General features: G+C 74.3%; 17 protein-coding genes. 10 read left to right on the forward strand and 7 right to left on the reverse strand.

Annotated elements, in window-relative coordinates; translation table 11 throughout:
- Positions 1-8: 8 nt before the first annotated feature.
- Together ACI78R_RS04615 and glgP are read right to left on the reverse strand one after the other, a co-directional pair.
- Complete coding sequence (locus ACI78R_RS04615) at positions 9-1,019, reverse strand: FHA domain-containing protein (protein WP_073421738.1); 1,011 nt, start codon at positions 1,017-1,019, stop codon at positions 9-11.
- A gap of 111 nt (positions 1,020-1,130) precedes the next feature.
- A complete protein-coding gene (gene glgP, locus ACI78R_RS04620; protein WP_457039814.1) occupies positions 1,131-3,680 on the reverse strand; it encodes an alpha-glucan family phosphorylase in 2,550 nt (849 codons plus the stop codon).
- Between the two features lie 142 nt (positions 3,681-3,822).
- On the opposite strand from glgP, the gene ACI78R_RS04625 reads away from it, so the two are divergent.
- The 6 genes from ACI78R_RS04625 to ACI78R_RS04650 all read left to right on the forward strand — a co-directional run bounded on the left by ACI78R_RS04625 (position 3,823) and on the right by ACI78R_RS04650 (position 15,162).
- Positions 3,823-5,850 (forward strand): alpha-1,4-glucan--maltose-1-phosphate maltosyltransferase, encoded by a 2,028-nt coding sequence (locus ACI78R_RS04625; protein ID WP_073422008.1) that lies wholly within the window; start codon positions 3,823-3,825, stop codon positions 5,848-5,850.
- 55 nt (positions 5,851-5,905) lie between these two features.
- Positions 5,906-7,756, forward strand: a complete 1,851-nt coding sequence (gene treS / locus ACI78R_RS04630; protein ID WP_073421736.1) for a maltose alpha-D-glucosyltransferase — start codon at positions 5,906-5,908, stop codon at positions 7,754-7,756.
- Complete coding sequence (locus ACI78R_RS04635; RefSeq protein ID WP_073421735.1) at positions 7,753-9,138, forward strand: maltokinase N-terminal cap-like domain-containing protein; 1,386 nt, start codon at positions 7,753-7,755, stop codon at positions 9,136-9,138. The genes treS and ACI78R_RS04635 overlap by 4 nt, the downstream gene beginning before the upstream one ends.
- A 58-nt stretch (positions 9,139-9,196) precedes the next feature.
- Positions 9,197-12,133, forward strand: coding sequence for a 1,4-alpha-glucan branching protein GlgB (glgB, locus tag ACI78R_RS04640; protein WP_457039815.1), 2,937 nt, complete (start codon positions 9,197-9,199; stop codon positions 12,131-12,133).
- A 189-nt stretch (positions 12,134-12,322) separates the two neighbouring features.
- Positions 12,323-13,708, forward strand: a complete 1,386-nt coding sequence (locus ACI78R_RS04645) for a neutral zinc metallopeptidase (RefSeq protein ID WP_073421733.1) — start codon at positions 12,323-12,325, stop codon at positions 13,706-13,708.
- Positions 13,709-13,767: 59 nt separating this feature from the next.
- Complete coding sequence (locus ACI78R_RS04650) at positions 13,768-15,162, forward strand: neutral zinc metallopeptidase (protein WP_457039816.1); 1,395 nt, start codon at positions 13,768-13,770, stop codon at positions 15,160-15,162.
- Between the two features lie 7 nt (positions 15,163-15,169).
- Here the strand turns inward: ACI78R_RS04650 and ACI78R_RS04655 are convergent, their stop codons facing one another.
- Both ACI78R_RS04655 and ACI78R_RS04660 read right to left on the reverse strand, forming a co-directional pair.
- Positions 15,170-16,138, reverse strand: coding sequence for a tetratricopeptide repeat protein (locus ACI78R_RS04655; RefSeq protein ID WP_336032047.1), 969 nt, complete (start codon positions 16,136-16,138; stop codon positions 15,170-15,172).
- Positions 16,139-16,173: 35 nt separating this feature from the next.
- Positions 16,174-16,707 (reverse strand): MarR family winged helix-turn-helix transcriptional regulator, encoded by a 534-nt coding sequence (locus tag ACI78R_RS04660; RefSeq protein WP_457039817.1) that lies wholly within the window; start codon positions 16,705-16,707, stop codon positions 16,174-16,176.
- A 153-nt stretch (positions 16,708-16,860) separates the two neighbouring features.
- Here ACI78R_RS04660 and ACI78R_RS04665 point away from each other — a divergent pair, with 153 nt between their 5' ends.
- Positions 16,861-17,748: a hypothetical protein gene (locus ACI78R_RS04665; protein ID WP_457039818.1), complete on the forward strand. Its 888-nt coding sequence runs from the start codon at positions 16,861-16,863 to the stop codon at positions 17,746-17,748.
- A gap of 65 nt (positions 17,749-17,813) precedes the next feature.
- Here the strand turns inward: ACI78R_RS04665 and ACI78R_RS04670 are convergent, their stop codons facing one another.
- Genes ACI78R_RS04670 through ACI78R_RS04680 form a run of 3 tightly spaced genes read right to left on the reverse strand, consistent with a single transcriptional unit; the run spans position 17,814 to position 21,556 of the window.
- Positions 17,814-19,280, reverse strand: a complete 1,467-nt coding sequence (locus ACI78R_RS04670) for a phytoene desaturase family protein (protein WP_457039819.1) — start codon at positions 19,278-19,280, stop codon at positions 17,814-17,816.
- A gap of 54 nt (positions 19,281-19,334) precedes the next feature.
- Positions 19,335-20,369: a methylmalonyl Co-A mutase-associated GTPase MeaB gene (gene meaB, locus ACI78R_RS04675; RefSeq protein ID WP_457039820.1), complete on the reverse strand. Its 1,035-nt coding sequence runs from the start codon at positions 20,367-20,369 to the stop codon at positions 19,335-19,337.
- Entirely contained in the window at positions 20,366-21,556 is a 1,191-nt protein-coding gene (locus ACI78R_RS04680) for an acetyl-CoA C-acetyltransferase (RefSeq protein WP_457039821.1), read from the reverse strand. The genes meaB and ACI78R_RS04680 overlap by 4 nt, the downstream gene beginning before the upstream one ends.
- Before the next feature lie 237 nt (positions 21,557-21,793).
- Here ACI78R_RS04680 and mce point away from each other — a divergent pair, with 237 nt between their 5' ends.
- The 3 genes from mce to ACI78R_RS04695 all read left to right on the forward strand — a co-directional run bounded on the left by mce (position 21,794) and on the right by ACI78R_RS04695 (position 25,321).
- Positions 21,794-22,249 carry a methylmalonyl-CoA epimerase gene (gene mce, locus ACI78R_RS04685; RefSeq protein WP_073421727.1) on the forward strand — a complete coding sequence of 152 codons (456 nt, stop codon included), beginning with the start codon at positions 21,794-21,796 and terminating at the stop codon, positions 22,247-22,249.
- 128 nt (positions 22,250-22,377) lie between these two features.
- Complete coding sequence (ccrA, locus tag ACI78R_RS04690; RefSeq protein ID WP_457039822.1) at positions 22,378-23,709, forward strand: crotonyl-CoA carboxylase/reductase; 1,332 nt, start codon at positions 22,378-22,380, stop codon at positions 23,707-23,709.
- 199 nt (positions 23,710-23,908) lie between these two features.
- Positions 23,909-25,321: a hypothetical protein gene (locus ACI78R_RS04695; RefSeq protein WP_457039823.1), complete on the forward strand. Its 1,413-nt coding sequence runs from the start codon at positions 23,909-23,911 to the stop codon at positions 25,319-25,321.
- Positions 25,322-25,354: the final 33 nt, after the last annotated feature.

Consider the following 25,354-nt stretch of genomic DNA (forward strand, 5'->3'; position numbering starts at 1 on the left):
CGGTGCCGCTACTCCTGCGGCTGCTCGTACGTGATCACGGTCCAGCCGAGCAGGAGGCGGTCGCCGTCGGAGAGCGGGTGGGCGACGCCGGGCTCGAGCTGCGTCCACTCGGTGGCCTCGGGGCCGGCGACGTGGGTGCCGTTGAGCGAGCCGAGGTCGGTGAGGGTGACCTCGCGGCCCTGGCGCTGGATGGCGGCGTGCGCCGAGGACAGCACGTTCTGCGTGTCGGCGATCGGCACCGGGCGGGCGTTGCCCGCGGTCACGAGCTCGTGGCTGTCGGGGCGGCGGCCGAGGACCAGGTCCTCGTCGACGGTGACGACGAGGCCGTCGTCGAACCGGAGCACCGGCGCGGAGGCGCTGTCGGGCTTCCAGAACGCCGTCTCCTCGCCCTCGTCGGCGCGGGAGGGCGCCGACGACGCGGCCGAGGAGCCGCCCGGGGTGTAGGACGGCGCGGCGCCGAAGGAGGAGGGGCCGGCGAACCCGGCGTCGGAGCCGGCGGTGAACGACGACGGCTGCGCGGGGGCCGACGGCGGGACCGCGGCGCCGGCGGACGCGGCGGCGGCGAGGTGCAGCAGCGCGCCGGAGCCGGGCACGGTGCCCTCGGTGAGGTCGTAGGCGACGCCGGGCGGCATCGACGGGGCGGCCTGGCCGGGGCCGACGTACAGCGTGCCGCCGAGCGGGAAGCCCGCGGCGAGGCTGCAGCCCTCGGTGGGCTGGCCGGAGACCGGGACGCCGTCGACGGCGGGCTGGCCCTTGCCCGACCAGAGCGCGACGCCGGTGCCCGCGCCGCCCTGGGAGTCGGTCAGGACGAGCGCGAAGGACGCCGACCCGCTCCCCAGCGAGTGCACCTGCGCGGCGACGGCGGCCAGGACGCGGTCGGCGCCGGGGCCGGCGACGCCCAGGCAGGCGTGCAGGGCGGCGACGAGCGCCGGCGAGCCGGGAGCGTCCACCCAGAGCAGGCCACCGCCGCGTCGGGCGACGACGGCGTCTCCGGGCAGGACTTCACAGCGGTCGGGCATGCGCGCCAGCCTAGTGACCGGGCCGGGGTCCGCGCGGCCCGGCGGCCACCGCCACGCCGGTCGCGCGCGCCCGGTGGGGACGCTGCGACCGGCGTGACGGGTGATCCCGGGTCAGGCCGAGCGGACCAGCCCCAGCTCGGCCGGGTCGGCCAGGTGCTCGGAGTGCGGGAGCACGCGCACGGTGTAGCCGAAGGCGCCGGTGCGCTCCAGCGGCAGCGTGGCGGTGAACCAGTGCCGGGAGCCCTCGGTGTGCTCGTGCGCCATCGGCACCGTGGTCACCTCGTGCAGCCCGTCGGCGTCGTCGACCCGCCCGTAGGCGGCCTGCACCTCGACGTCGCCCGGCGTCAGGTGCGGCAGCTCCACCTCGGCGCGCAGCGCCAGGGTCGAGCCGATCTCCGGGGTGTCGCCGGCGCCGGTGGCCTCCACGTGCGCCACCCGCACGCTGCTCCAGTTCTCCAGCAGCCGGGCCCGCCACTGCGCCTCGTCGCGCGCCGGGGCGTAGCCGCCGTCGGCCATCGACCGGGCCGAGCCCGCGGCCGGGACGTAGAGGTGCTCGACGTAGTCGCGGACCATCCGGGTGGCCAGCACCTTCGGCCCGGTCTCGCGCAGCGTGTGCCGCACCATCTCCACCCAGCGGGTCGGGATGCCGTCGCGGTCGGTCTCGTAGAACCGCGGCAGCACCTGGGTAGCCAGCAGGTCGTAGATGGCGCGGGCCTCGACGTCGTCGCGGCGGGCCGGGTCGCTGACGCCGTCGGCGGTCGGGATCGCCCAGCCGTTCTGGCCGTCGAACCACTCGTCCCACCAGCCGTCGCGGATGGAGAGGTTGAGCCCGCCGTTGAGCGCGGCCTTCATGCCCGAGGTGCCGCAGGCCTCCAGCGGCCGCAGCGGGTTGTTCAGCCAGACGTCGCAGCCCCAGTAGAGGTAGCGGGCCATGCCGATGTCGTAACCGGGCAGGAACGCGATGCGGTGCCGGATGGCCGGGTCGTCGGCGAACTTCACCATCTGCTGGATCAGCTGCTTGCCGCCGTCGTCGGCGGGGTGGCTCTTGCCGGCGATGACCAGCTGCACGGGCCGGTCGGGGTCCAGCAGCAGCGCCCGCAGCCGCTCGGGGTCGCGCAGCATGAGGGTGAGCCGCTTGTAGGACGGCACCCGGCGGGCGAAGCCGATGGTGAGGACGTCGGGGTCGAAGGCGGTGTCGGTCCAGCCGACCTCGGCCTCGGCCGCGCCGCGGGACAGCGCGGTCTCCCGCAGCCGGCGGCGCACCTCCTCCACCAGCCGGCCGCGCAGCATCCGGCGGGTGTTCCACAGCTCCAGCGCCGGGATCCGGTCCACGCCGTCGAACACCGCGGCGCCGGCGCCCTCGAACGGGTCGCCGCTGCGGGAGGTCTGGGTGCCGAGCTCGACGAGCTCCCGCGCGGTCCAGGTGGGGGCGTGCACGCCGTTGGTGATCGAGCCGATCGGGACGTCGGCCTCGTCGAAGCCCGGCCACAGGTCGCTGAACATGCCGCGGCTCACGTGCCCGTGCAGCTCGCTGACGCCGTTGGCCCGCTGGCCCAGCCGCAGCCCCATGTGCGCCATGTTGAACTTCGCCGGGTCGTCCTCGGCGCCGAGCGGGATGAGGTGCTCGAGCGGGACGCCGAAGCCCGCGAAGTAGCGCTCGATCAGCGCGCGCGGGAAGCGGTCGATGCCCGCCGGGACCGGCGTGTGCGTCGTGAACACGGTGCCCGCGCGGACGGCCTGCAGCGCCTCGGTGAAGGTCAGCCCGTGCGACTCGGTGAGCTCGCGGATCCGCTCGACGCCCTGGAAGCCGGCGTGCCCCTCGTTGGCGTGGAACACCTCCGGCTGCGGGGTGCCGGTGAGCTGGCAGTAGGCGCGCAGCGCCCGCACGCCGCCGATGCCGAGCAGCATCTCCTGGCGCAGCCGGTGGTCCTCGTCGCCGCCGTAGAGCCGGTCGGTGACGACGCGCTCGGCCGGGGTGTTCTCCTCGATGTCGCTGTCGAGCAGCAGCAGCGAGACCCGGCCGACCTGCGCCCGCCAGACGTGCGCGTGCAGGGTGCGGCCCTCGGGCAGCGGCACGGAGATGACGACGGCCGACCCGTCGGGCTGGCGCAGCAGCTTCACCGGCAGGCCGTGCGGGTCGAGCGAGGGGTAGTGCTCGAGCTGCCAGCCGTCGGCCGACAGACCCTGCTCGAAGTAGCCGGCCCGGTAGAGCAGCCCGACGCCGATCAGCGGGACGCCGAGGTCGGAGGCGGCCTTCAGGTGGTCACCGGCGAGGATGCCGAGGCCGCCGGAGTACTGCGGCAGCACCTCAGTGATGCCGAACTCGGCGGAGAAGTAGGCGATCGACCGCGGGGCGTCGGGCCCCAGCGACTGGTACCAGTGCTCGGCGGACAGGTAGTCCTCGAGGTCGTCGACGACGTCCTGGAGGCGGCGCAGGAACCGGCGGTCGGTGGAGAGCGTGGCCAGCCGCTCGGCCGACACCTCCCCCAGGACCTTCACCGGGTCGTTGCCGCACCGGCGCCAGAGGTCGGGGTCCAGCGTCTCGAACAGGTCGCGGGTCTCGGCGTGCCAGGACCAGCGCAGGTTCATGACCAGCTGGGACAGGGGTGTGAGGGCCTCGGGGAGGGCCGCCCGGACGGTGAACCGACGGAGTGCTCGCACGGCGCGAGCCTAGTCAGGCGGGCCCCGCGCGACAGGGTGGACGGATTCCACCCGCCACGGCACCGGGACGTGCCGGAACCGGACGGGTGGGCGGCCCCCGGCCGAGGTGTGGGCGACCCCCCGGCTGGATAGCGTGGCCGCGATGACTCGCCGACCTGACCTCCGCCTCGGCATCTCCGATGTCGCCCCCGTCGTGTCCTGCGGGTCCTTCTCGGCCCGCGCCGTGGTCGGCGAGCACCTGCCGATCACGGCCACCGTGTTCCGCGAGGGCCACGACGCCGTCGCCGCCGACGTCGTCTGGACCGCTCCCGACGGCACGCGCGGTGCCTTCACCCGCATGCGCCGCTACGGCGAGGAGCCCGACCGCTGGATCGCCACGGTCGTGCCCGACCGGGAGGGCCGCTGGACCTTCCGCGTCGAGGCGTGGAGCGACCCGCTGGCCACCTGGCACCACGCCGTCGAGGTGAAGATCGACGCCGGCCAGGGCCCGGCCGAGCTCGCCAACGACCTCGAGGAGGGCGCGCGGCTGCTCGAGCGCGTGGCCGCCGACGCCGACGACGAGTGGCGCGGGCGGCTCACCGACGCGGTCACCGCGCTGCGCGACGAGACGCGCGGCCTGCACGAGCGCGTCGCCCCGGCGCTGGCCACCGGCCTGCAGCGATACCTCGACGGCCACCCGGTCCGCGAGCTGGTCACCCCGACCGCCGACCACGAGGTGTGGGTCGACCGGCCGACCGCGCTCTACGGCTCCTGGTACGAGTTCTTCCCGCGCTCGGAGGGCGCCGTCGTCGGCGGGCAGCCCACGCACGGCACCTTCACCACCGCCGCCGACCGGCTGCCGGCGATCGCCGACATGGGCTTCGACGTCGTCTACCTGCCGCCGATCCACCCGATCGGCACGGTCAACCGCAAGGGCCCGAACACCGCCCAGTTCCCGGGCGGCAACCCGAACGAGATCGGCCCCGACGACGTCGGCTCGCCGTGGGCGATCGGCAGCGCCGAGGGCGGGCACGACGCCGTCCACCCGCAGCTCGGCACGATGGAGGACTTCCGCGCCTTCGTCGAGCGCACCCGCTCCCTCGGCATGGAGGTGGCGCTCGACCTCGCGCTGCAGGCCGCGCCGGACCACCCGTGGGTGGCCGAGCACCCGGAGTGGTTCACCACCAAGCCCGACGGCACGATCGCCTACGCGGAGAACCCGCCGAAGAAGTACCAGGACATCTACCCGGTCAACTTCGACAACGACCCCGAGGGCATCTACGCCGAGGTGCTGCGGGTCGTGCGCGTGTGGATGGACGCCGGCGTGCGGATCTTCCGCGTCGACAACCCGCACACCAAGCCGCTGGACTTCTGGCACTGGCTGATCTGGAAGGTCAAGGAGACCGACCCCGACGTGCTCTTCCTGGCCGAGGCGTTCACCCGGCCGGCGATGATGCACCAGCTCGCGCGGATCGGCTTCACGCAGTCCTACACGTACTTCACGTGGCGGACCGGCCGCGAGGAGATCGAGGAGTACGGCCGGGAGCTCGCCTCCAACGCGCACTACATGCGGCCGAACTTCTTCGTGAACACCCCGGACATCCTGCACGCGAGCCTGCAGTACGGCGGCCCGCCGATGTTCAAGATCCGCGCGGTGCTCGCGTCGATGATGAGCCCGACCTGGGGCGTCTACAGCGGCTACGAGCTGTTCGAGCACGTGGCCGTCAAGCCGGGCAGCGAGGAGTACCTCGACAGCGAGAAGTACCGGCTGCGTCCCCGCGACTGGGCCGGGGCCGAGGCCGCCGGGCGGAGCCTGGCGCCCTACCTGCGCAGGCTCAACGAGATCCGGCGCGCGCACCCCGCGCTGCAGCAGTTGCGCACGCTGCGCTTCCACGGCGTCGACAACGGCAACCTGCTCTGCTTCTCCAAGACCGACCCGGGCTCGCAGGACGCCGTCCTCGTGGTCTGCGCGCTCGACAGCCAGAACCGGCAGATCGGGACGACGTCGCTGGACCTGCCGGCGCTCGGTCTCGACTGGCACGAGCGGTTCGCCGTGACCGACGAGATCACCGGCGCGCGCTACGACTGGGGCCAGTTCAACTACGTCGAGCTCGACCCCTACTGGGAGCCCGCGCACGTCTTCTCGGTGCACCTCCCCCGGCCGGTCACCTGGCCGCCACCGGTCCGCTGAGCGCCGACCGCCCCTTCCCCGGACCACCGCTGAACCGCGAGGACGACCCGCTCCGATGACGCTCCCCGTGCCCGATCCCACCGACTCGACCTCCGGCCTGCCGCCGCGCGGCAGCGACCCGCTGTGGTTCCAGCGCGCCGTCTTCTACGAGGTGCTCGTCCGCGGCTTCGCCGACAGCAACGCCGACGGCATCGGCGACCTGCGCGGCATGCTCGACAAGCTCGACTACCTGCAGTGGCTCGGCGTCGACTGCCTGTGGCTGCCGCCGTTCTTCGCCTCGCCGCTGCGCGACGGCGGCTACGACGTCAGCGACTACACCGCGGTGCTGCCCGAGTTCGGCGACATCGACGACTTCCGCGCCCTGCTGCAGGCGGCCCACGCCCGCGGCATCCGCGTGATCATCGACTTCGTCATGAACCACACCTCGGACCAGCACCCCTGGTTCCAGGCCAGCCGCAGCGACCCCGAGGGCCCCTACGGCGACTTCTACGTGTGGGCCGACGACGACACCGGCTACGCCGACGCGCGGATCATCTTCGTCGACACCGAGAGCTCGAACTGGACGTTCGACCCGGTGCGCAAGCAGTACTTCTGGCACCGCTTCTTCTCCCACCAGCCGGACCTCAACTTCGAGAACCCGAAGGTGCAGGAGGCGATCATCGACGCCCTGCGCTTCTGGCTGGACCTGGGCATCGACGGCTTCCGGCTCGACGCGGTGCCCTACCTGTTCGAGGAGGAGGGCACCAACGGTGAGAACCTCCCCCGCACCCACGAGTTCCTCAAGCACGTGCGCAAGGTGGTCGACGCCGACTACCCCGACCGCGTGCTGCTGTGCGAGGCCAACCAGTGGCCGGCCGACGTCGTCGAGTACTTCGGCGAGAACGGCGACGAGTGCCAGATGGCCTTCCACTTCCCGGTCATGCCGCGGCTGTTCATGGCCGCCCGCCGGGAGCAGCGGTTCCCGATCTCGGAGATCATGGCCCAGACGCCGCCGATCCCCGACAACTGCCAGTGGGGCATCTTCCTGCGCAACCACGACGAGCTGACCCTGGAGATGGTCACCGACGAGGAGCGCGACTACATGTGGGCGGAGTACGCCAAGGACCCCCGCATGAAGGCCAACATCGGCATCCGCCGCCGGCTGGCGCCGCTGCTGGAGAACGACCTCAACACCCTCGAGCTGTTCAACGCGCTGCTGCTGAGCCTGCCCGGGTCGCCGGTCCTCTACTACGGCGACGAGATCGGCATGGGCGACAACATCTGGCTCGGCGACCGCGACGGCGTGCGCACGCCGATGCAGTGGACGCCCGACCGCAACGGCGGCTTCTCCACCGCCGACCCGCAGCGGATGTACCTGCCGCTGAACCAGGACCCGGTCTACGGCTACCAGACCACCAACGTCGAGGCGCAGCTGCGCAACAGCAACTCGATGCTGCAGTGGATCCGCCGGATGATCGCCGTCCGCAAGGAGCACCCGACCTTCGGCCGGGGCACCTACGAGGAGATCGGCTCGCGCAACCCGACGGTGCTGTCGTTCGTCCGTGAGTTCGGCGACGACGTCGTGCTGTGCGTCAACAACCTCTCGCGCTTCCCGCAGCCGGTGGAGCTCGACCTGCGCCGGTTCGAGGGCTACACGCCGATCGAGCTCACCGGCCGGGTCGAGTTCCCGCAGATCGGCGTGCTGCCCTACATGCTCACCCTCGCCGGGCACGGCTTCTACTGGTTCGAGCTGGCCAAGCCGGCGGAGCCGGTCGAGGAGCCCGCCGCGGAGCCGGAGTCCGCGACCAGCCCGGTCGCCGACGCGCTGCTCGCCGCCGGCCTCGTCAGCGAGGCCGAGCAGATCCCCGGCGGCAGCGACACGCGCACCGGCGACGACGTCCCGCCCAGCACCGGAGGACCCCGATGAGCACCGCCCTGGCCCACGTCCTGCGGGACTGGATGCCGCACCAGCGCTGGTTCGGCGGCAAGGGCCGCGAGTGGGCCGACGTGAGCGAGGAGGGCTTCTTCCTCTCCCGCTCCGAGCCGGTGCTCTCGGTCCACCGCGTCCGGGTCACCTACGCCGACGGCGCCGTCGAGACCTACCTCGTGCCGCTGTCGTGGCGGGCGCACCCGGAGGAGGACCTGACCTCGGCCTTCGTCGGCGCCGTGCCGGTGAAGGACGCCGAGGGCGCCGACCGGGAGAACTACGCCTACGACGCGCTGCGCGACCGCGACGCCACGACGCCGTGGCTGACCCACCTGGCCGCCGCCTCGACCGTCGGGCCGATGCACTTCTCCCCGTCGGGGAGCTCCGCCATCCCCGAGGGCGTGCCCGGCGACGTCATCTCCACCGAGCAGAGCAACACCTCGCTCGTCTACGGCCAGGACGCCATCCTCAAGCTGTTCCGCCGGCTCGAGCCCGGGCTCAACCCCGACGTCGAGATCGGCGAGGCGCTGCGCCGCACCGAGAACCCGCACATCGCCCCGCTGCTCGGCCACGTCGAGATCGACACCCCCGACGGCGAGCCCGCCACCGTGGCGATGCTGCAGACCTTCGTGCCGAACGCCAGCGACGGCTGGCGCCTGGCCACCGCGAGCGTGCGCGACCTCTACGCCGAGGGCGACCTGCACGCCGACGAGGTGGGCGGCGACTTCGCCGCCGACAGCGAGCGGCTGGGCGCGGCGACGGCGTCGGTGCACGCCGACCTCGCGCGGGTGCTGCCCACCGAGGCGGCCGACCGCGACTGGTTCGCCGCCACCGCACGGGGCATGGGCGAGCGGCTCGAGGCGGCGCTGGCCGTCGTCCCGCAGCTGGAGGAGCACCTCGAGCGGCTGCGGGCGGTCTACGCCGCCGTCGCCGACAGCCCCGAGACGGTCGTGCGCCAGCGGGTGCACGGCGACTTCCACCTCGGCCAGGTGCTGCGCACCGCGACCGGCTGGGTGGTGCTCGACTTCGAGGGCGAGCCGGCCCGGCCGCTGGCCGAGCGGCGGCAGCTCGACAGCCCGATGCGCGACGTGGCGGGCATGCTGCGCAGCTTCGACTACGCCGCACGTCACATGCTCGTGGAGCAGCCCGACGACCCCCAGCGCGCGTACCGGGCGCAGGAGTGGGCAGTGCGCAACCGCGGCGCCTTCTGTGCGGGCTACTCGGCGGCGAGCGGGATCGACCCGTGCGGGGACTCCCCTCTCCTGCGGGCCTTCGAGGCGGACAAGGCCGTCTACGAGTGCGTCTACGAGGCGCGCAACCGGCCGAACTGGCTGATGATCCCGCTCCAGTCGCTCTCCCGGCTCACCGCCGGCGAGGCCTGAGGCCCGCACCGCACCGCACGCAGACGAGACGACGGCAGCAGAGGACGGCACCCCGACGATGACGACGAGCGACTCCACCGGCCACGAGACCCCCGAGGCGCCGGCGACCAAGGACGAGCTGCAGCGGGTGGTCGAGCAGAAGGCGGCTGCCGCCGAGGCGGCCGAGAGCGAGCCGATCGTGAACCCGACGCCGGCCCGCAAGCGCGCCCCGGCCAAGAAGGCCGCCGCGAAGAAGGCCCCGGCGAAGAAGGCCGCCGCAGCCGCGCTCGCGGACGGCGACGGCGCGGCCGAGCCCGCCGCACCGGCCAAGGCCGCGAAGCGGACGACGAAGAAGGCCGCCGCGGCCGCCGGGGACGGCGCCCCCGCGAAGGCCACCCGCAAGCGCGCGCCGGCCAAGCGGACGGTCGCCGACACCGCCGCCGAGCCCGCCGAGCAGGTGATCGCCGAGCAGGGCGGCACCGCGACGCCGGTGGTGGCGCCGGCGCCGATCGCCGAGCCCGGGTCGCCGACCGGCGCCCCCGCGGAGCAGCCGGAGGCGCCCGACCCCGACCCGGCGACGCCGATGACGCCGCAGGCCCCGTCGGAGTCGCCGTCCGAGTCGCCGTCCGAGGCCCCGTCCCAGTCGCCGTCGGAGGCCCCCTCCGACGCGTCTGCCGAGCCGTCTGCCGAGCCTGCCCCCGGCGACGGGGGCGGGCTCGCCTCCGGCGCCGGCGGCGAGGGCGACCACGACCCCGTCGACGAGGTGACCGAGGAGGACCTGCGGGCCATCGTCGACGGCTGGTCGCGCGACCCGCACCGGGTCCTCGGCGCGCACCCGTCCGGCGACGGCTGGGTGGTGCGCGCCCTGCGCCCCGACGCCGCCGCCGTGGCCGTCGTCGACCAGGACGACGCCCGCTACGACGCCCGGCAGATCCACCCGGGCGGCGTCTTCGAGGCCCGTCTCCCGAGCCAGCCCGGCGACTACCGGCTCGACGTCAGCTACGGCAACGGCGAGGGCGGCACCGACACCTTCCTCGTCGACGACCCCTACCGCTGGCTGCCGACCCTCGGCGAGCTCGACCAGTACCTGGTCGGCGAGGGCCGGCACGAGCGGCTCTGGGAGGTGCTCGGCGCGCACGTCCGCCGCTACGACACCCCGCGCGGCCGGGTCGAGGGCGTCTCCTTCGCCGTGTGGGCGCCCAACGCCCAGGGCGTGAAGGTCACCGGCGACTTCGACTACTGGGAGGCCCGCTCCTACCCGATGCGCCAGCTCGGCTCGATCGGCGTCTGGGAGATCTACGTGCCCGGCGTGCAGGCCGGCAGCCGCTACCGCTTCCATGTGCTCGGGGCCGACGGCGTGTGGCGCGAGAAGGCCGACCCGATGGCGTTCGCCACCGAGGTGCCGCCGCTGAACGCCTCCGTCGTCACCGAGTCCACCCACGAGTGGCGCGACGACGAGTGGCTGGCCGCGCGCGAGCGCGGCGGCTGGCACGAGCGGCCGATGAGCATCTACGAGGTGCACCTCGGCTCGTGGCGGCAGGGGCTGTCCTACCGGGAACTGGCCGAGGAGCTCGTCGACTACGCCGTCTCCGCCGGGTTCACCCACCTGGAGTTCCTGCCCGTCGCCGAGCACCCGTTCGGCGGCTCGTGGGGCTACCAGGTCACGAGCTACTACGCGCCGACGTCGCGGTTCGGCGGCCCCGACGACTTCCGGTACCTCGTCGACCGGGCGCACCAGGCCGGCCTCGGGATCATCGTCGACTGGGTGCCCGCGCACTTCCCCAAGGACGCCTGGGCGCTGGGCCGATTCGACGGCACCGCGCTCTACGAGCACGCCGACCCCCGCCGCGGTGAGCAGCCGGACTGGGGCACGTTCGTGTTCAACTTCGGCCGCACCGAGGTGCGCAACTTCCTCGTGGCGAACGCGCTGTTCTGGGCGCAGGAGTTCCACGTCGACGGCCTGCGCGTCGACGCGGTGGCCTCGATGCTCTACCTCGACTACTCGCGCGAGGACGGCGAGTGGGTGCCCAACGTGCACGGCGGGCGGGAGAACCTGGAGGCGGTGTCCTTCCTCCAGGAGGTCAACGCCACGATCTACCGCGAGGTCCCCGGCGTGGTCACCATCGCCGAGGAGTCGACCGCCTGGCCGGGCGTCACCCGGCCCACCCACCTCGGCGGCCTGGGCTTCGGCTTCAAGTGGAACATGGGCTGGATGCACGACTCGCTGGCCTACGTGGCCCGCCAGCCGGTGCACCGCAGCTACCACCACAACCAGCTGACGTTCTCGATGATGTACGCCTACTCCGAGAACTACGTGCTGCCGATCAGCCACGACGAGGTCGTGTACGGCAAGGGCTCGCTGCTGCGGAAGATGCCCGGCGACCGGTGGCAGCAGCTGGCCGGCGTCCGCGGCTACCTCGCCTACATGTGGGCCCACCCCGGCAAGCAGCTGCTGTTCATGGGTTCGGAGTTCGCGCAGGACGGCGAGTGGGCCGAGAGCCGCTCGCTGGACTGGTGGCATCTCGACGACCCCGCGCACCGCGGCGTGCTGGAGCTGGTGACCGACCTGAACGCCCGCTACCGCGAGACCGAGGCGCTGTGGTCGCTCGACGTCGACCCGGCCGGGTTCCAGTGGATCGACGCCAACGACGCGGGCGGCAACGTCGTCACCTTCCTGCGCTACGGCCGGCCGAAGGTCGCCGACGTCCCCACGCCCACGGAGGCGGCCGAGTCCGGCGACAGCGGCACGACGCCCGACGGCGGGCAGACGCCGGGGCAGGCGCTGGCGGTCGTCTGCAACTTCTCCGGGTCGCCGCACCACGGCTACCGCATCGGCCTGCCGCGCGGCGGCCGGTGGCGCGAGGTGCTCAACACCGACGCCGAGGGCTACGGCGGCTCCGGCGTCGGCAACTACGGCGGCGTCGACGCCGTCGAGGAGTCCTGGCACGGCCAGCCGTTCTCGGCCACCGTGTCCGCCCCCCCGCTCGGCACGCTCTGGCTGCTGCACGAGGGCTGACGCCCGCCCGCGTTCCCCGGCTCCGCTCCCCCGGCCCCGCCGCGCTCCCCGCGCGGCGGGGCCGCGCGCAGACCCGTTCCGCGCTCCTCCCGGTCCGTGCATCATGGCCCGGCTCCGCGCCGCCCCCGGCGGCGCCGGACGGTCCCGCCGGCTCCGCTGCCGGCACCGGCAGAGGAGGAACACCGCGCGATGAGGCATGCCCGACGCCCCGGACTCGCCGTGCTCGCGGTGGGCAGCGTGCTGCTCGCCGGGTGCTCGGGCACCGTCGCGGGTGCCGCGGCCCCCGGCCCGGGGGTGCCGGCCGACGTCGCCGCCGCCGACTTCCCGATCACCGGCTCGGCCGACACCGAGGCCGACCGGCGGGCGCGCAACGCCCTCGCCGACCTCGACGCCTTCTGGTCCGAGGCGTACCCGGAGTTCTTCGGCGAGGAGTACCAGCCGATCACCGGCGGCTACTTCTCGGTCGACTCCACCGCGATCGACGAGTCGGCCTACCCGGCCACCGGGATCGGCTGCGCGGAGGCGCCGGAGGACCCGGAGGGCGTCGCGAACAACGCCCACTACGACCCGAACTGCGACGTCGTCGCCTACGACCGGGCGCTGCTGCAGCAGCTCAGCGAGGCCAACGGGCCCTACCTCGGCCCCGCGGTGATGGCGCACGAGATCGGCCACGCGATGCAGGGCCGGTTCGGCTTCGCCGACTCCACGATCGTCGTCGAGACCCAGGCCGACTGCCTGGCCGGCGCCTTCACCCGCTGGGTGGTCGACGGCAACGCCGAGCACACGGCCCTGCGGATGTCGGAGCTCGACAGCGTCGTCCTCGGCTTCATCGGCCTGCGCGACCCGGTGGGTCTCGCCCCCGACGACGACCGGGCGCACGGCTCGGGCTTCGACCGGCTGTCGGGCTTCTACGCCGGCTTCGAGGGCGGCGTCGGCACCTGCCGCGACGACTTCACCGAGGACCGGCTGTTCACCGCCACCGAGTTCCTCACCGAGGACGATCTCGACAACGAGGGCAACGCCCCGATCGACGAGATCGGCGGCCTGGTCGAGCAGACCCTGCCCGCGTTCTACGAGTCGGTGTTCCCGGGCCTGGGCGCGCAGTTCACCGCGCCGGCGATCGAGACCTTCGAGGGCACGGCGCCCGACTGCGGCGACATGGGCGCCGAGGACCGCGACGTCGGCTACTGCGAGGCCGACGACACCGTCTACGTCGACGGCGAGCTGCTCGGCGGCGCCTACGAGCAGATCGGCGACTTCGCCGTCGCGGCCGCCGTCTCGGTCGGCTACGCGCAGGCCGTCCGCGCGCAGCTGGACCTGCCGGTCGACGACGCCGCCGCGATCTCGTCGGCCGTCTGCCTGACCGGCTGGTACACCGCCCGGTTCTGGACCGGCGACTTCGAGCAGATCGGCAGCCTCTCCCCCGGCGACGTCGACGAGGCCGCCGTCTTCCTGCTCACCTACGGCCAGGAGGACGGCGTCTTCCCGAACACCGACCTGTCGGGCTTCGAGATGGTCGACGCCTTCCGCGACGGCTTCCTCGAGGGCGGGGCCGGCTGCGACATCGGGCTCTGACCTCCCCACCCGCGCCGGCGCCGCGTTCGGACGGCGCCGGCGCGGGTAAGGGCGCGCTGATGAGCCAGACAGCGCGCTCCCGGGGCCTGCTCGCCGCCGTGGCCACGCTCGGCGTCCTCACGACGTCGGCGTGCTCCTACGTCGTCATCGGCACGCCGTCGTTGCAGGGCATGCCCTCGCAGTCGGTCGACGACGGGACGCTGCAGATCGTCGGCGCCACGGACAACCCGATCGACGCGCTGTCGCGCAACGCCCTGGCCGACCTGGAGACCTACTGGTCGCAGACGTTCCCCGACGTCTACGGCGAGCAGTTCCCGCCGCTGGCCGGCGGCTACTTCAGCGTCGACCCGGACGACATCGACCCGGCGGCCTACCCCGAGGGCATCGGCTGCGGCACCGACCCGCGCGACCTGGAGAACAACGCCTTCTACTGCTCCTCGCAGGGCGTGCCGAACTCCGACTCGATCAGCTACGACCGCGCCTTCCTCGGCGAGCTGGCCTCCCAGTACGGCGAGGTGCTGCCGCAGCTGGTGATGGCGCACGAGTTCGGCCACGCCGTGCAGGGGCGGGTGGGCTACCCGCGGACGTCGATCGCCACGGAGACCCAGGCCGACTGCCTCGCCGGCGCGTGGACGGCCTGGGTGGCCGACGGCAACGGCGAGTACTCCTCGGTCGACACCGCCGACCTCGACCAGCTGCTGCGCGGCTACTTCCTGCTGCGCGACCCGGTGGGCACCGGCTCCGGCGAGCAGCAGGCGCACGGCTCCTACTTCGACCGGGTCTCGGCCTTCCAGGAGGGCTTCGACGACGGCGCGACGGCCTGCCGCGACCGCTTCGGCCCCGACCGGGTCTTCACCCAGGGCGAGTTCACCAGCGACGCCGACTTCGCCAGCGGCGGCAACGCGCCCTTCCCCGACACCGAGGACATCCTCGCCGCGTCGCTGCCGGAGTTCTGGGACCGCGCGTTCACCGAGGTCCTCGACGCGCAGTTCACCGAGCCGGAGCTGCAGAGCACCGACGGCCCGCCGTCGTGCGCGCCGTCCGACGTCGCGCTCGTGTACTGCCCCGACGGCGGCGACGGGTCGGGTCTGGTCGCCTACGACGCCGACTTCGCCTCGGCCGCCTACGACCTCGGCGACTTCGCGCTGGTCACCGGGGTCGCGATCCCGTACTCGCTCGCCGCCCGCGACCAGCTCGACCTGTCCACCGACGACACCGCGGCCCTGCAGTCGGCGGTCTGCCTCACCGGCTGGTACTCCGCGCAGGTCTACAACGCCCAGCTGACCTCGGTGACGATCTCGCCCGGCGACCTCGACGAGAGCGTGCAGTTCCTGCTCGAGTACGGCAACGACCCGGACGTGCTCGCCGACGTCGAGCTGACCGGCTTCCAGCTCGTCGACCTGTTCCGCGCCGGCTTCCTGAACGGCGCGGCCAGCTGCGACGTCGGCGTGTGACCCCGGGTCAGTACAGGGCGGCCATCAGCTGACGGCGGGCGGCGACGACCCGGGGGTCCTCGGCGCCCACGACGTCGAACAGCCCGACCAGGTGCACGCGCGCGGCGTCGCGGTCCTCGCCGGCGGTGCGCCGCACGGTGTCGACCAGGCGGGCGAAGGCGCCCTCGACGTCGCCGGTGCCGAGCAGGAAGTCGGCGGCGCGGGTCTGCGCCGCCACGTCGTCGGGGGCGGCGTCCGCCTGGGCGACGGCGTCGGGGCCGGCGTCCTCGGCGCGGCGGATGAGCCGTACCTGGCTGAGCGCGAGGCCGGCGACCGGGTGGTCGGGCTCGGCCTCGAGGATCGCGGCGTAGGCGGCCTCGGCGGCCTCGAGGTCACCGCGCTCGAGCGCGGCCTCGGCGGCGTCGAGGCGGGGGTCCTCCAGGCCGTCGTCCTCGCCCTCGGCCGCGCCGGGGACGGCGCCGCCGGTGGTGGCGCGCACCAGCTCGGTGACGAACTGGCGGGCCTGCTCCTCGGGGATGGCGCCGGTGAACTCGGCGACCAGCTGCCCCTGCCAGACGGCCTTGACCGCCGGGATGCCCTGCACGCGCAGGCCCTGGGCCAGCGCCGGGTTGGCGTCGACGTCGACCTTGGCGAGCACCCACGAGCCGCCGCCCTCGGCGGCGAGGCGCTCGAGCACCGGGGACAGCTGCTTGCAGGGGCCGCACCACTCGGCCCACAGGTCGAGGACGACCGGCACCTGGAAGGAGCGGTCGAGGACCTCGGTCTGGAAGGTGGCCTCGGTGACGTCGACGACCGCCGAGCCGGGCGCGCCCGCGGGGGCCGCGGCGCTGGGCGGCGGGGCTGCCTGGGCCCGGGCGGCGGCCTCGGAGCGCGCCTTGACGGCGGCGAGGTCGACCGCACCGGCGAGGGAGGCGGCCAGCTGTGCCTGCTGGGCCTGCGCGCGCGGGTCGGGGCGTCCGGGACGGGTGGGCTGCATGGCTCCCATGATCCCACCGGCGCGGACGCGCCGTGTCAGCCCTCGGCGGACGGGGCGGGGTCGAGCCCGGCGACGTCGCCGGCGCCCAGGCGGACCCGGCGCAGCAGCTCGAACAACGTCTCCTGCTCGGCCTCGGGCAGGTCGTCGAGGCCGAAGCCGAGCGCGGTCAGCTCCCCGGTGGCGGCCTCCACGACGGCGCGGCCGCGCTCGGTGATCCCGGCGAGCACGCCGCGGCCGTCGGCGGGATTGGGCCGGCGGTCGACGTAGCCCGCCGCGGCGAGCCGGTCGATGGCGTTGGTGACGCTCGTCGGGTGCACCATCAGCCGGCTGCCGATGACCTTGAGCGGCAGCTGCCCGGTGCGGCTGAAGGTGAGCAGCACGAGCACCTCGTAGCGGGCGAAGGTCAGCCCGTGCGGGCGCAGCACCTCGTCGAAGCGGGCGAGCAGGATCTGCTGGACCCGGAACACCGACGTCGCCGCGCGCATCGCCGAGGGGGGCCCGAAGTGCTGCTCCCAGGTCTCCCCCGCGCGCTCGATCGGGTCGAACGGCAGCCCCAGCGCCCGGACCATGCGCCCGACGCTACCTGGGCTGATCGTCCGTCCCCCGGTGAGATGCGGCTCAGCGTCGTCATCCGGCGCCGGATGACCGCCCAGGACCGCATCTCGGTGCCGCCTGTGGACGACGCCGACGTCGCGCCGGCAGGAGCGGCAGCATCCTCACCCGTGTCCCGACCGCCGGCCCGCCCGACCCAGCTGGTGGGCCGGGTCTTCCGCGGCTCCGCTGTCGTCCGGGCCGGGCTCCTGACGCGGTCGCAGCTGCGCAGCTCGGCCTGGCGGCGCCTGTTCCCCGACGTCTACGCGTGCACCACGGCGCAGGTGGACCACGCCGTCCGGGTCCTGGCGGTGAGCCGGCTGCTGCTCCCGGGCGCCGTCGTGAGCGGGCGCAGCGCCGCCGTCCTGTGGGGAGTGGCCCTGGCGGAGGCCGCTGACGACGTCACCTGCACCGTCACGCCCTCCGTCCGCGCAGGCGAGGTGCCCGGGATCGTCCTCACCCGGCGGCACCTCCGCGCGGACGAGACAGCGACCCGGCGCGGCACCCGCGTGACCACGCCCCTCCGCACGGCCCTGGACCTGGCCCGAACCCGCCCGCTCGAGGACGCGGTCGTCGACGTCGACCGGTTCCTCCGTACCGGCCTCCTCGACCTGGCGTCCCTGCGGGAGGCGGCGACCGCGCTGACGGGCCGCGACTGCCGCCACGTCCGGAACGTCCTGGCGCTGGCCGACGGGCTCGCCGAGTCCCCTCAGGAGACGAGGCTCCGGCTGCTCCTGCTCAGGTCGGGGCTGCCGCGACCCGTCGCCCAGCACGTCGTCCGTGACGGCACGCGCTTCGTCGCCCGGGTCGACCTCGCCTGGCCCGACCGGCGCATCGCCGTCGAGTACGACGGGCTCTGGCACGCCGACCCCGTGCAGTTCCGCGCCGACCGTCAGCGGCTCAACCGCCTCACCGCGGCCGGCTGGCTCGTCGTCTTCGTGACGGCAGCGGACCTGCGGGACCCCGCGCAACTGCTCACCCGCCTGCGGACACTGCTCGCCGCACCGAGATCCGCCTGAGGGGCGTCATCCGGGGCGCAGAACGACCCTCGGACGGATCTCGACGCGGCGAGGCCGAATGGGTGTCAGGCGGCGGGGCGCAGGCGCGGGACATCGCGGACGCCGAACACCTCGCGCAGCGCCACGCGGGCCGCGTTGTCGCCGCACGCGCCGTGCACCGCGGGCCCGGGCGGGGTGGCCGCCGAGGCGAGGTACACGCCGTCGACCGGCGTCTTGTAGGTGTTCCACCGCGGCACCGGGCGGGCGAGCATCTGCCGCAGCGACGCCTCGCCGTTGGAGATGTCCCCGCCGACGTGGTTGGGGTTCCACGCCTCCATCGCCGGGGCGTTCTTCACCGCCCGCGCGACGATCGTGTCCCGGAAGCCGGGCGCGAACCGCTCCACCTGCGCCTCGATGGCGTCGGTCATGTCCACCGGCGAGCCGTGCGGCACGTGCACGTACGCCCAGAACACGTGCCCGCCCTCGGGCGCCCGGGTCGGGTCGACGACGGTCGGCTGGACGGCGAGCACGTAGGGCTTGTCGGTGATCCGGCCGGCCGCGGACGCCGCCTCGCCGGCGATCGTCTCGGTGAGGTCCCCGGCGACGTGGACGGTGCCCGCGCGGCGCACCTGGGGGTTGGTCCAGGGCACCGGCTCCGACAGGACCCAGTCCACCTTGAAGACGCCCGGCCCGTGCTTGTACCGCGACACCCAGCGCCGGTAGCCCGGGTTCACGCGGTCCCCGGCCATCTCGACGAAGGCCCCGGGCGTCGTGTCGAGCAGCACCGCGGGGACGCCGTCGAACTCGCGCAGATCGGTGACCCGGTGGCCGGTCACCACCTCGCCGCCCTGCTGCTCCAGCGCGGTGACCATCGCGTCGGCCAGCCGCTGCGAGCCGCCCTCGACCAGCGGCCACCCGCGGTGGTGGGCCAGCATCCCGAGCACCATGCCCAGGCCCGCGGTGAGCGGCCGGCCGAGGTCGAGCATCCCGTGCGCGGCCGCCCCGCCGATGAGCGCCCGCGCCTCGTCGGTCTCGAAGTACCGGTGCACCAGCCAGCGCACGTTGGGCAGCGCGTTGAGCGCGAAGTGCGTGATCGCGCCGACGCTGCGGGTGGGCAGCCGCCGCAGCCGGCTCATGAGGAAGAAGTCGATGACGTCCTGGCCGTGCTCGACCAGCGGCTCGAACAGCCGCCGGTAGGCCGCGCCGTCGGAGCCGAGGCCCTCGGCGGTCTCCTCCAGCGAGTACCGCGACACCGCCGCCCGCCCGCCGTCGAGCGGGTGCGCGTAGGCGATCTCCGGGTGCACCAGCCGCACGCCGCGGCTGGGCAGGTCGAACTCGCGGAAGAAGGGCGCGGCGGCGGCCATCGGGTGCACGCTCGAGCAGGTGTCGTGCCGGTAGCCGGGCCGGGTGAGCTCCTCGGTGCGCATCCCGCCACCGGGCTTGTCGGCCGCCTCGACCACCTGCACCCGCAGTCCCGCGGCGGCCAGCCGGAGGGCTGCGGCCAGGCCGTTGGGTCCCGATCCGACGACGACGGCGTCCGGTCTGCCGTTCATGCGCGTGGCCCGTTCACCGGGACAGTCTCCCCGGGGCGGGTCGACGCCGCCCGGTCAGAGTGAGGCGAGGAGCCGGTCGGCGGCGCGGTAGGGGTCGGTCTCCCCCGCCACCACCTCGGCGGCGAGCGCGTCCAGCGCCGCCGACCCGCGCACCTCGCCCATCCGCTCGCGCAGCCCGGCCAGCGCGATCGCCTCGATCTCGCGGGCGGCCCGCTCGGCGCGGCGGCGGGCGCCCTCGCCGGAGGAGTCCAGCCAGCGGCGGTGCTCCCCGACCTCGGCGAGGACCCGGTCGATCCCCTCGTCGCGCGAGGCCACGGCCCGCACGATCGGTGGCCGCCACGCGCCCGGGCCGGTGTGCCGCCCGCCGAGGGACTGCGCGTACCGCAGGTCGCGCACGGTGGTGTCGGCGCCGTCGCGGTCGGCCTTGTTGACGACGAAGACGTCGGCCACCTCGAGGATCCCCGCCTTCGCCGCCTGGATGCCGTCGCCCATCCCGGGCGCGACGAGCACGAGCGTGGTGTCGGCGAGCGAGGCGATCTCCAGCTCCGACTGCCCGACGCCGACGGTCTCCACCAGCACCACGTCGCAGCCGGCCGCGTCGAGCACCCGCAGCGCCTGCGGGGTCGCCCAGGCCAGCCCGCCGAGGTGGCCGCGGGAGGCCATCGACCGGATGTAGACGCCGCGGTCGCCGGCGTGGTCCTGCATCCGCACCCGGTCGCCGAGCAGGGCGCCGCCGGAGAACGGCGAGGACGGGTCGACGGCGAGCACGCCCACCCGCCGGCCGGCGGCCCGCAGCGCGCGGACCAGCGCCGTCGTCGTCGTGGACTTGCCCACCCCGGGCGAACCGGTCAGGCCGATGACCTGCGCGTGCCCGGTGTGCGGGGCCAGCGCCGCGGCGACCTCGCGGAGGACCGGGCTCGCGTCCTCGACCAGCGAGATCAGCCGGGCGACCGCGCGGGCCTCGCCGTCGCGGGCGCGGGCGACGAGGTCGGGGACGTCGACAGCGCGCCGGCCCCGCCGCCCACGGGGGGCGACGGGGCCGGGCGTCGCGACGGCCGTGCCGTCCAGGACGACGCCGTCCGAGGTCACGCCTTCGCGGGCACGTGCAGGATCAGCGCGTCGCCCTGGCCGCCACCGCCGCACAGCGCGGCCGCCCCGACGCCGCCGCCGCGACGACGCAGCTCCAGGGCCAGGTCGAGGACGATCCGGGCGCCGCTCATGCCGACCGGGTGGCCCAGCGCGATCGCGCCGCCGTTCGGGTTGACCTTCTCCGGGTCGATGCCGAGCTCGCGGGTGGACACGATGCCCACCGCCGCGAAGGCCTCGTTGAGCTCGACGAGGTCGAGGTCCTTGGGATCGATGCCCTCGCTGGCGCAGGCCTTCTGGATCGCCCGCGACGGCTGGCTCTGCAGCGTGGCGTCCGGACCGGCGACGACGCCGTGCGCGCCGATCTCGGCGAGCACGGTGCAGCCGAGCTCGGCGGCCTTCTCCGCGGACATGACGACGACCGCGCACGCGCCGTCGGAGATCTGGGAGGCGGTGCCGGCGGTGATGGTGCCGTCCTTGGCGAAGGCCGGCTTGAGCTTGGCGAGGGTCTCGACCGTGGTGTCGGCGCGGATGCCCTCGTCCTCGCGGAACTCGATGGGGTCGCCCTTGCGCTGCGGGATGAGGACGGGGGTGATCTCCTCGTCGAAGACCCCGTTCTTCTGGGCGCGGGCGGCCTTCTGGTGGCTCTCCGCGGCGAAGGCGTCCTGCTCCTCGCGGGTGAGCTGGTACTGCGCGTTGGCCCGCTCGGTCAGGGCGCCCATGGCGATCTGGTCGAAGGTGTCCGACAGGCCGTCGTGGGCCATCGAGTCGACCAGCGTGGCGTCGCCGTACTTGGTGCCGGTGCGGGAGCTCGGCAGCAGGTGGGGCGCCTGCGTCATCGACTCCATGCCGCCGGCGACGACGACGTCGAACTCGCCGGCGCGGATGAGCTGGTCGGCCAGCGCGATCGCGTCGAGGCCGGACAGGCAGACCTTGTTGAGCGTGAAGGACGGGACCGTCATCGGGATGCCGCCGGCGACCGCGGCCGGGCGGGCCGGGTTCTGGCCGGCGCCGGCCTGGATGACCTGGCCCATGATCACGTAGTCGACCTGGTCGCCGCTGATGCCCGCGCGCTCGAGGGCCGCCTTGATGGCGACGCCGCCGAGGTCGGCGGCGGAGAAGTCCTTGAGCGAGCCGAGGAGCCGGCCCATCGGGGTCCGGGCGCCGCCGACGATGACCGAGCGGGACATGCTGCCTCCAAGGGCGCGTCGCCGACGCTGGCGACCGCGGATCGGGCCGCACCCGCAGGACAGCGAGTCGCGGCGAACGGGCTGCCGGTCAGGATAGATCGGTTCTCCAACCGGGTCGACGGGCCGCCCGGGGGTCCCGTCGTCCGCCGGGCAGCGGGCGGTCCGGGGCGGACCCGCGGGGCGTGATGCCCGCCACACGGGAGAGTCGTCTCAGACGTCTTGCGCCAAGATGGCCCGATGACCGCCGACGCCCCCGCGGGTCTGCCCGCCGAGCTGTTCACGACCATCGACCACGTCGGGATCGCCGTCCCCGACCTGGACGAGGCGATCGCCTTCTACGCGGACACCCTCGGCGTGCGCTCGGTGCACGAGGAGACCAACGAGGAGCAGGGCGTCCGGGAGGCGATGCTCGCCGTCGGCACCGGGGAGACGCGCATCCAGCTGCTCGCCCCGCTCACCCCCGAGTCGACGATCGCGAAGTTCATCGGCCGGTCCGGCCCCGGCCTGCAGCAGCTCGCCTTCCGCGTCGACGACGTCGAGGCCGTCAGCGCCACGCTGCGCGAGCGCGGCCTGCGCCTGCTCTACGACACCCCGAGGCGGGGGACGTCGGACAGCCGCGTCAACTTCGTCCACCCCAAGGACGCCGGCGGCGTGCTCGTCGAGCTCGTCGAGCCCGCCCGCACCGCGCACTGACCCGTCGCCGGGCCCGGTGAGACGTCCGCCACGGTCTCGCCGCCCGCCCTCGCGACGCCCGGTTACCCATCGGTAACCTCCGCCGCACCGCACCGCCCTCCGAGCCAATGAAGACCCGGGAGACACACGTGGACGCCATCAGGGACGCCATCCTCGCCGACCAGCTCAGTGACATCGGCGGCCTGCCGGTGCCGGAGTCCTACAAGGCCGTGCTGGTCCGCAAGGACGAGCAGGACATGTTCGCGGGCCTGCCTCCCAAGGAGAAGGACCCCCGCAAGTCGCTGCACGTGGAGGAGGTCGCCACCCCGGAGCTCGGCCCGGGCGAGGCGATCGTCGCCGTCATGGCGTCGTCGGTGAACTACAACACCGTCTGGACGTCGATCTTCGAGCCGGTCAGCACCTTCGGCTTCCTCGAGCGCTACGGCCGCCAGAACGACCTCACCAAGCGCCACGACCTGCCCTACCACGTGGTCGGCTCCGACCTCGCCGGCGTCGTGCTCAAGGTGGGCGCGGGGGTCAACAAGTGGAAGCCCGGCGACGAGGTCGTGGCCCACTGCCTGTCGGTCGAGCTCGAGGACCCGGCCGGCCACGACGACACGATGATGGACCCGCAGCAGCGGATCTGGGGCTTCGAGACGAACTTCGGCGGCCTCGCCGAGTTGGCGCTGGTCAAGAGCAACCAGCTCATGCCCAAGCCCGCCCACCTGTCGTGGGAGGAGGCGGCCGCCCCCGGGCTGGTCAACTCCACCGCCTACCGGCAGCTGGTCAGCCGGAACGGCGCGGCCATGAAGCAGGGCGACGTCGTCCTCATCTGGGGCGCCTCGGGCGGCCTGGGCTCCTACGCCACCCAGATGGCGCTCAACGGCGGCGCCATCCCCGTCTGCGTCGTCTCCTCCCCCGAGAAGGCCGACATCGTCCGGTCGATGGGCGCCGAGCTGGTCATCGACCGCTCCGCCGAGGGCTACCGGTTCTGGAAGGACGAGCAGACCCAGGACCCGAAGGAGTGGCAGCGCTTCGGCAAGCGGATCCGCGAGCTGACCGGCGGGGACGACGTCGACATCGTGTTCGAGCACCCCGGCCGGGAGACCTTCGGCGCGAGCATCTACGTCGCCAAGAAGGGCGGCACGATCGTCACCTGCGCCTCCACCAGCGGCTACATGCACTCCTACGACAACCGCTACCTGTGGATGAACCTCAAGCGGATCGTCGGCTCGCACTTCGCCAACTACAAGGAGGCGTGGGAGGCCAACCGGCTCATCGACAAGGGGCTCGTGCACCCGACCCTGTCGAAGACCTACGCCATGGACGAGGTCGGCCAGGCCGCCTACGACGTCCACCACAACCTCCACCAGGGCAAGGTCGGCGTGCTGACCCTCGCCCCCGAGGAGGGCCTCGGCGTCAAGGACGCCGAGAAGCGCGAGAAGCACCTCGCCGCGATCAACCGCTTCCGCGGCGTGTGACCACCGTCCCCGGGCCCGGTCGACCGGGTCCGGGGACCGTGGCATGCTGCCCGCCCGGGCGCCCCTCGCGGGCGCCCGGGCACCCCGGGGGGGACCGCTTCGTTGACCGACGGGGCGCGGTCCGGGGGCTACGTGGCCCGTGGCGCGGGCCCCGTCCGACAGGCTGACGACACCCCCCGACTCTGCGAGGATGAACCGCATGACCGATCCCCGCCGCGACCTGCTGCCCATGCGCGAGGCACAGCACTCGTTCGACGTGGTGCTGCGGGGCTTCGACCGCCACCAGGTGGCCGAGACGATCGAGCGTCTCGAGGCCGACATCCGGGTGGCGCTCGCCGACCGGGACGCCGCGGCCGGCCGCGTCAGCGACCTCGCCGGGCAGCTCTCGGCGATGCACGCGGAGATCGACCAGCTGCGCCGCAGGGCCGCCAACCAGGGCCCGGCCACGTTCGAGAACATGAGCGAGCGCATCTCTCACATGCTCCGGCTGGCCGAGGAGGAGGCCGCCGACATCCGCGGCGCCGCCGAGCAGGAGGCCCGCGCGCTGCGCGAGCAGACCGCCGCCGAGGAGCGCGCGATGCTCGAGCGGCACGCCGCCGGGCGGGCCGAGGTCGAACGGATGCTCGCCGAGGCCCGGCAGAACGCCGAGCAGATCGCCAGCAAGGCGCAGATCCGCGCCGACGAGCTGGTCACCAAGGCGCAGGAGAAGGTCGCACGCCTCGACGCCGAGTCCCAGGCCCGCCGCACCAAGGTCGAGCAGGACTTCGACATCGCGCAGCGCGCCCGCCGTGACGAGGCCGCGCGCGCCGCCGACGAGCGCGAGCGCGCGTCGGTGCAGGCGGCGCAGGACCGGGTCGCCGCCGCCGAGGCGCACGCCGCCCGCATCGTCGGCGAGGCCGAGGCCTCCGCCGCCGCCATCCGCCGCATCCGTGACGAGCTGACCGGCCGCCTCGTCGAGGCCCGGCGCGTGCTGTCCGCCCTGCCCGAGCTCGGCGACCGCCCGCAGGCCCGCCCGGCGGGCCCGCAGCAGCCCCAGCAGGGTCCCGCCCCGCAGGGCCAGCAGGCGCCGGCACCCCAGGGCCCGGCGGCCCAGGGCCCGGCCCCGCAGGCCCCGGCGCAGCAGCCGCGGCCGGGGGCGACCCAGGAGGCGCGCCTCCCCCGCCGCGAGCCGCAGGGCCCGCCCACGGCCATGCAGCCCGCCGTGGGTCCGCAGACGGGGATGCAGCCGGCGGTCGGCCCGCAGACCGCCGTCCAGACGGCCGTCCAGCCCGCGGCGCAGCCCGCCGGGGGCCCGCAGACGGCGCCGCCGCGGCCCGCGCCCGGCCGGGCGGCGACCGCGCCGCAGCCGGTGACCCAGCCGGCCACGCAGCCGCCCGGCGCCTCGCCCGAGCAGACGCAGTCGATCCGCCCGGTGCACACCAGCGCGCAGGACGAGGGCCGGCACTCCGGCGGCTCGACCCGCGTCGACAGCGCCCGGCCCGACAGCGCCCGGCCCGAGGGCGCCCCGGCCGAGGAGTCCCGGGCCCCGGGCGAGGGCCCGCAGACGCAGGTCCAGCCGGCCGTCGACCCGCGGGACACCGGCAGCCAGCCGGCCGTCCCCGGGCGGCGCTGAGTCCCGCCCGCACTTCTCCGGCGACGCAGCGCG

The organism is Geodermatophilus sp. SYSU D01106, assembly GCF_054049995.1.

Bases quoted from the DNA above. Each gene is read 5' to 3' on its own strand.
- ACI78R_RS04615 (WP_073421738.1), bottom strand. From the start codon at position 1,019: ATGCCCGACCGCTGTGAAGTCCTGCCCGGAGACGCCGTCGTCGCCCGA.
- ACI78R_RS04625 (WP_073422008.1), top strand. From the start codon at position 3,823: ATGACTCGCCGACCTGACCTCCGCCTCGGCATCTCCGATGTCGCCCCC.
- treS (WP_073421736.1), top strand. From the start codon at position 5,906: ATGACGCTCCCCGTGCCCGATCCCACCGACTCGACCTCCGGCCTGCCG.
- ACI78R_RS04635 (WP_073421735.1), top strand. From the start codon at position 7,753: ATGAGCACCGCCCTGGCCCACGTCCTGCGGGACTGGATGCCGCACCAG.
- glgB (WP_457039815.1), top strand. From the start codon at position 9,197: ATGACGACGAGCGACTCCACCGGCCACGAGACCCCCGAGGCGCCGGCG.
- ACI78R_RS04645 (WP_073421733.1), top strand. From the start codon at position 12,323: ATGAGGCATGCCCGACGCCCCGGACTCGCCGTGCTCGCGGTGGGCAGC.
- ACI78R_RS04650 (WP_457039816.1), top strand. From the start codon at position 13,768: ATGAGCCAGACAGCGCGCTCCCGGGGCCTGCTCGCCGCCGTGGCCACG.
- ACI78R_RS04655 (WP_336032047.1), bottom strand. From the start codon at position 16,138: ATGCAGCCCACCCGTCCCGGACGCCCCGACCCGCGCGCGCAGGCCCAG.
- ACI78R_RS04660 (WP_457039817.1), bottom strand. From the start codon at position 16,707: ATGGTCCGGGCGCTGGGGCTGCCGTTCGACCCGATCGAGCGCGCGGGG.
- ACI78R_RS04670 (WP_457039819.1), bottom strand. From the start codon at position 19,280: ATGAACGGCAGACCGGACGCCGTCGTCGTCGGATCGGGACCCAACGGC.
- ACI78R_RS04680 (WP_457039821.1), bottom strand. From the start codon at position 21,556: ATGTCCCGCTCGGTCATCGTCGGCGGCGCCCGGACCCCGATGGGCCGG.
- mce (WP_073421727.1), top strand. From the start codon at position 21,794: ATGACCGCCGACGCCCCCGCGGGTCTGCCCGCCGAGCTGTTCACGACC.
- ACI78R_RS04695 (WP_457039823.1), top strand. From the start codon at position 23,909: ATGACCGATCCCCGCCGCGACCTGCTGCCCATGCGCGAGGCACAGCAC.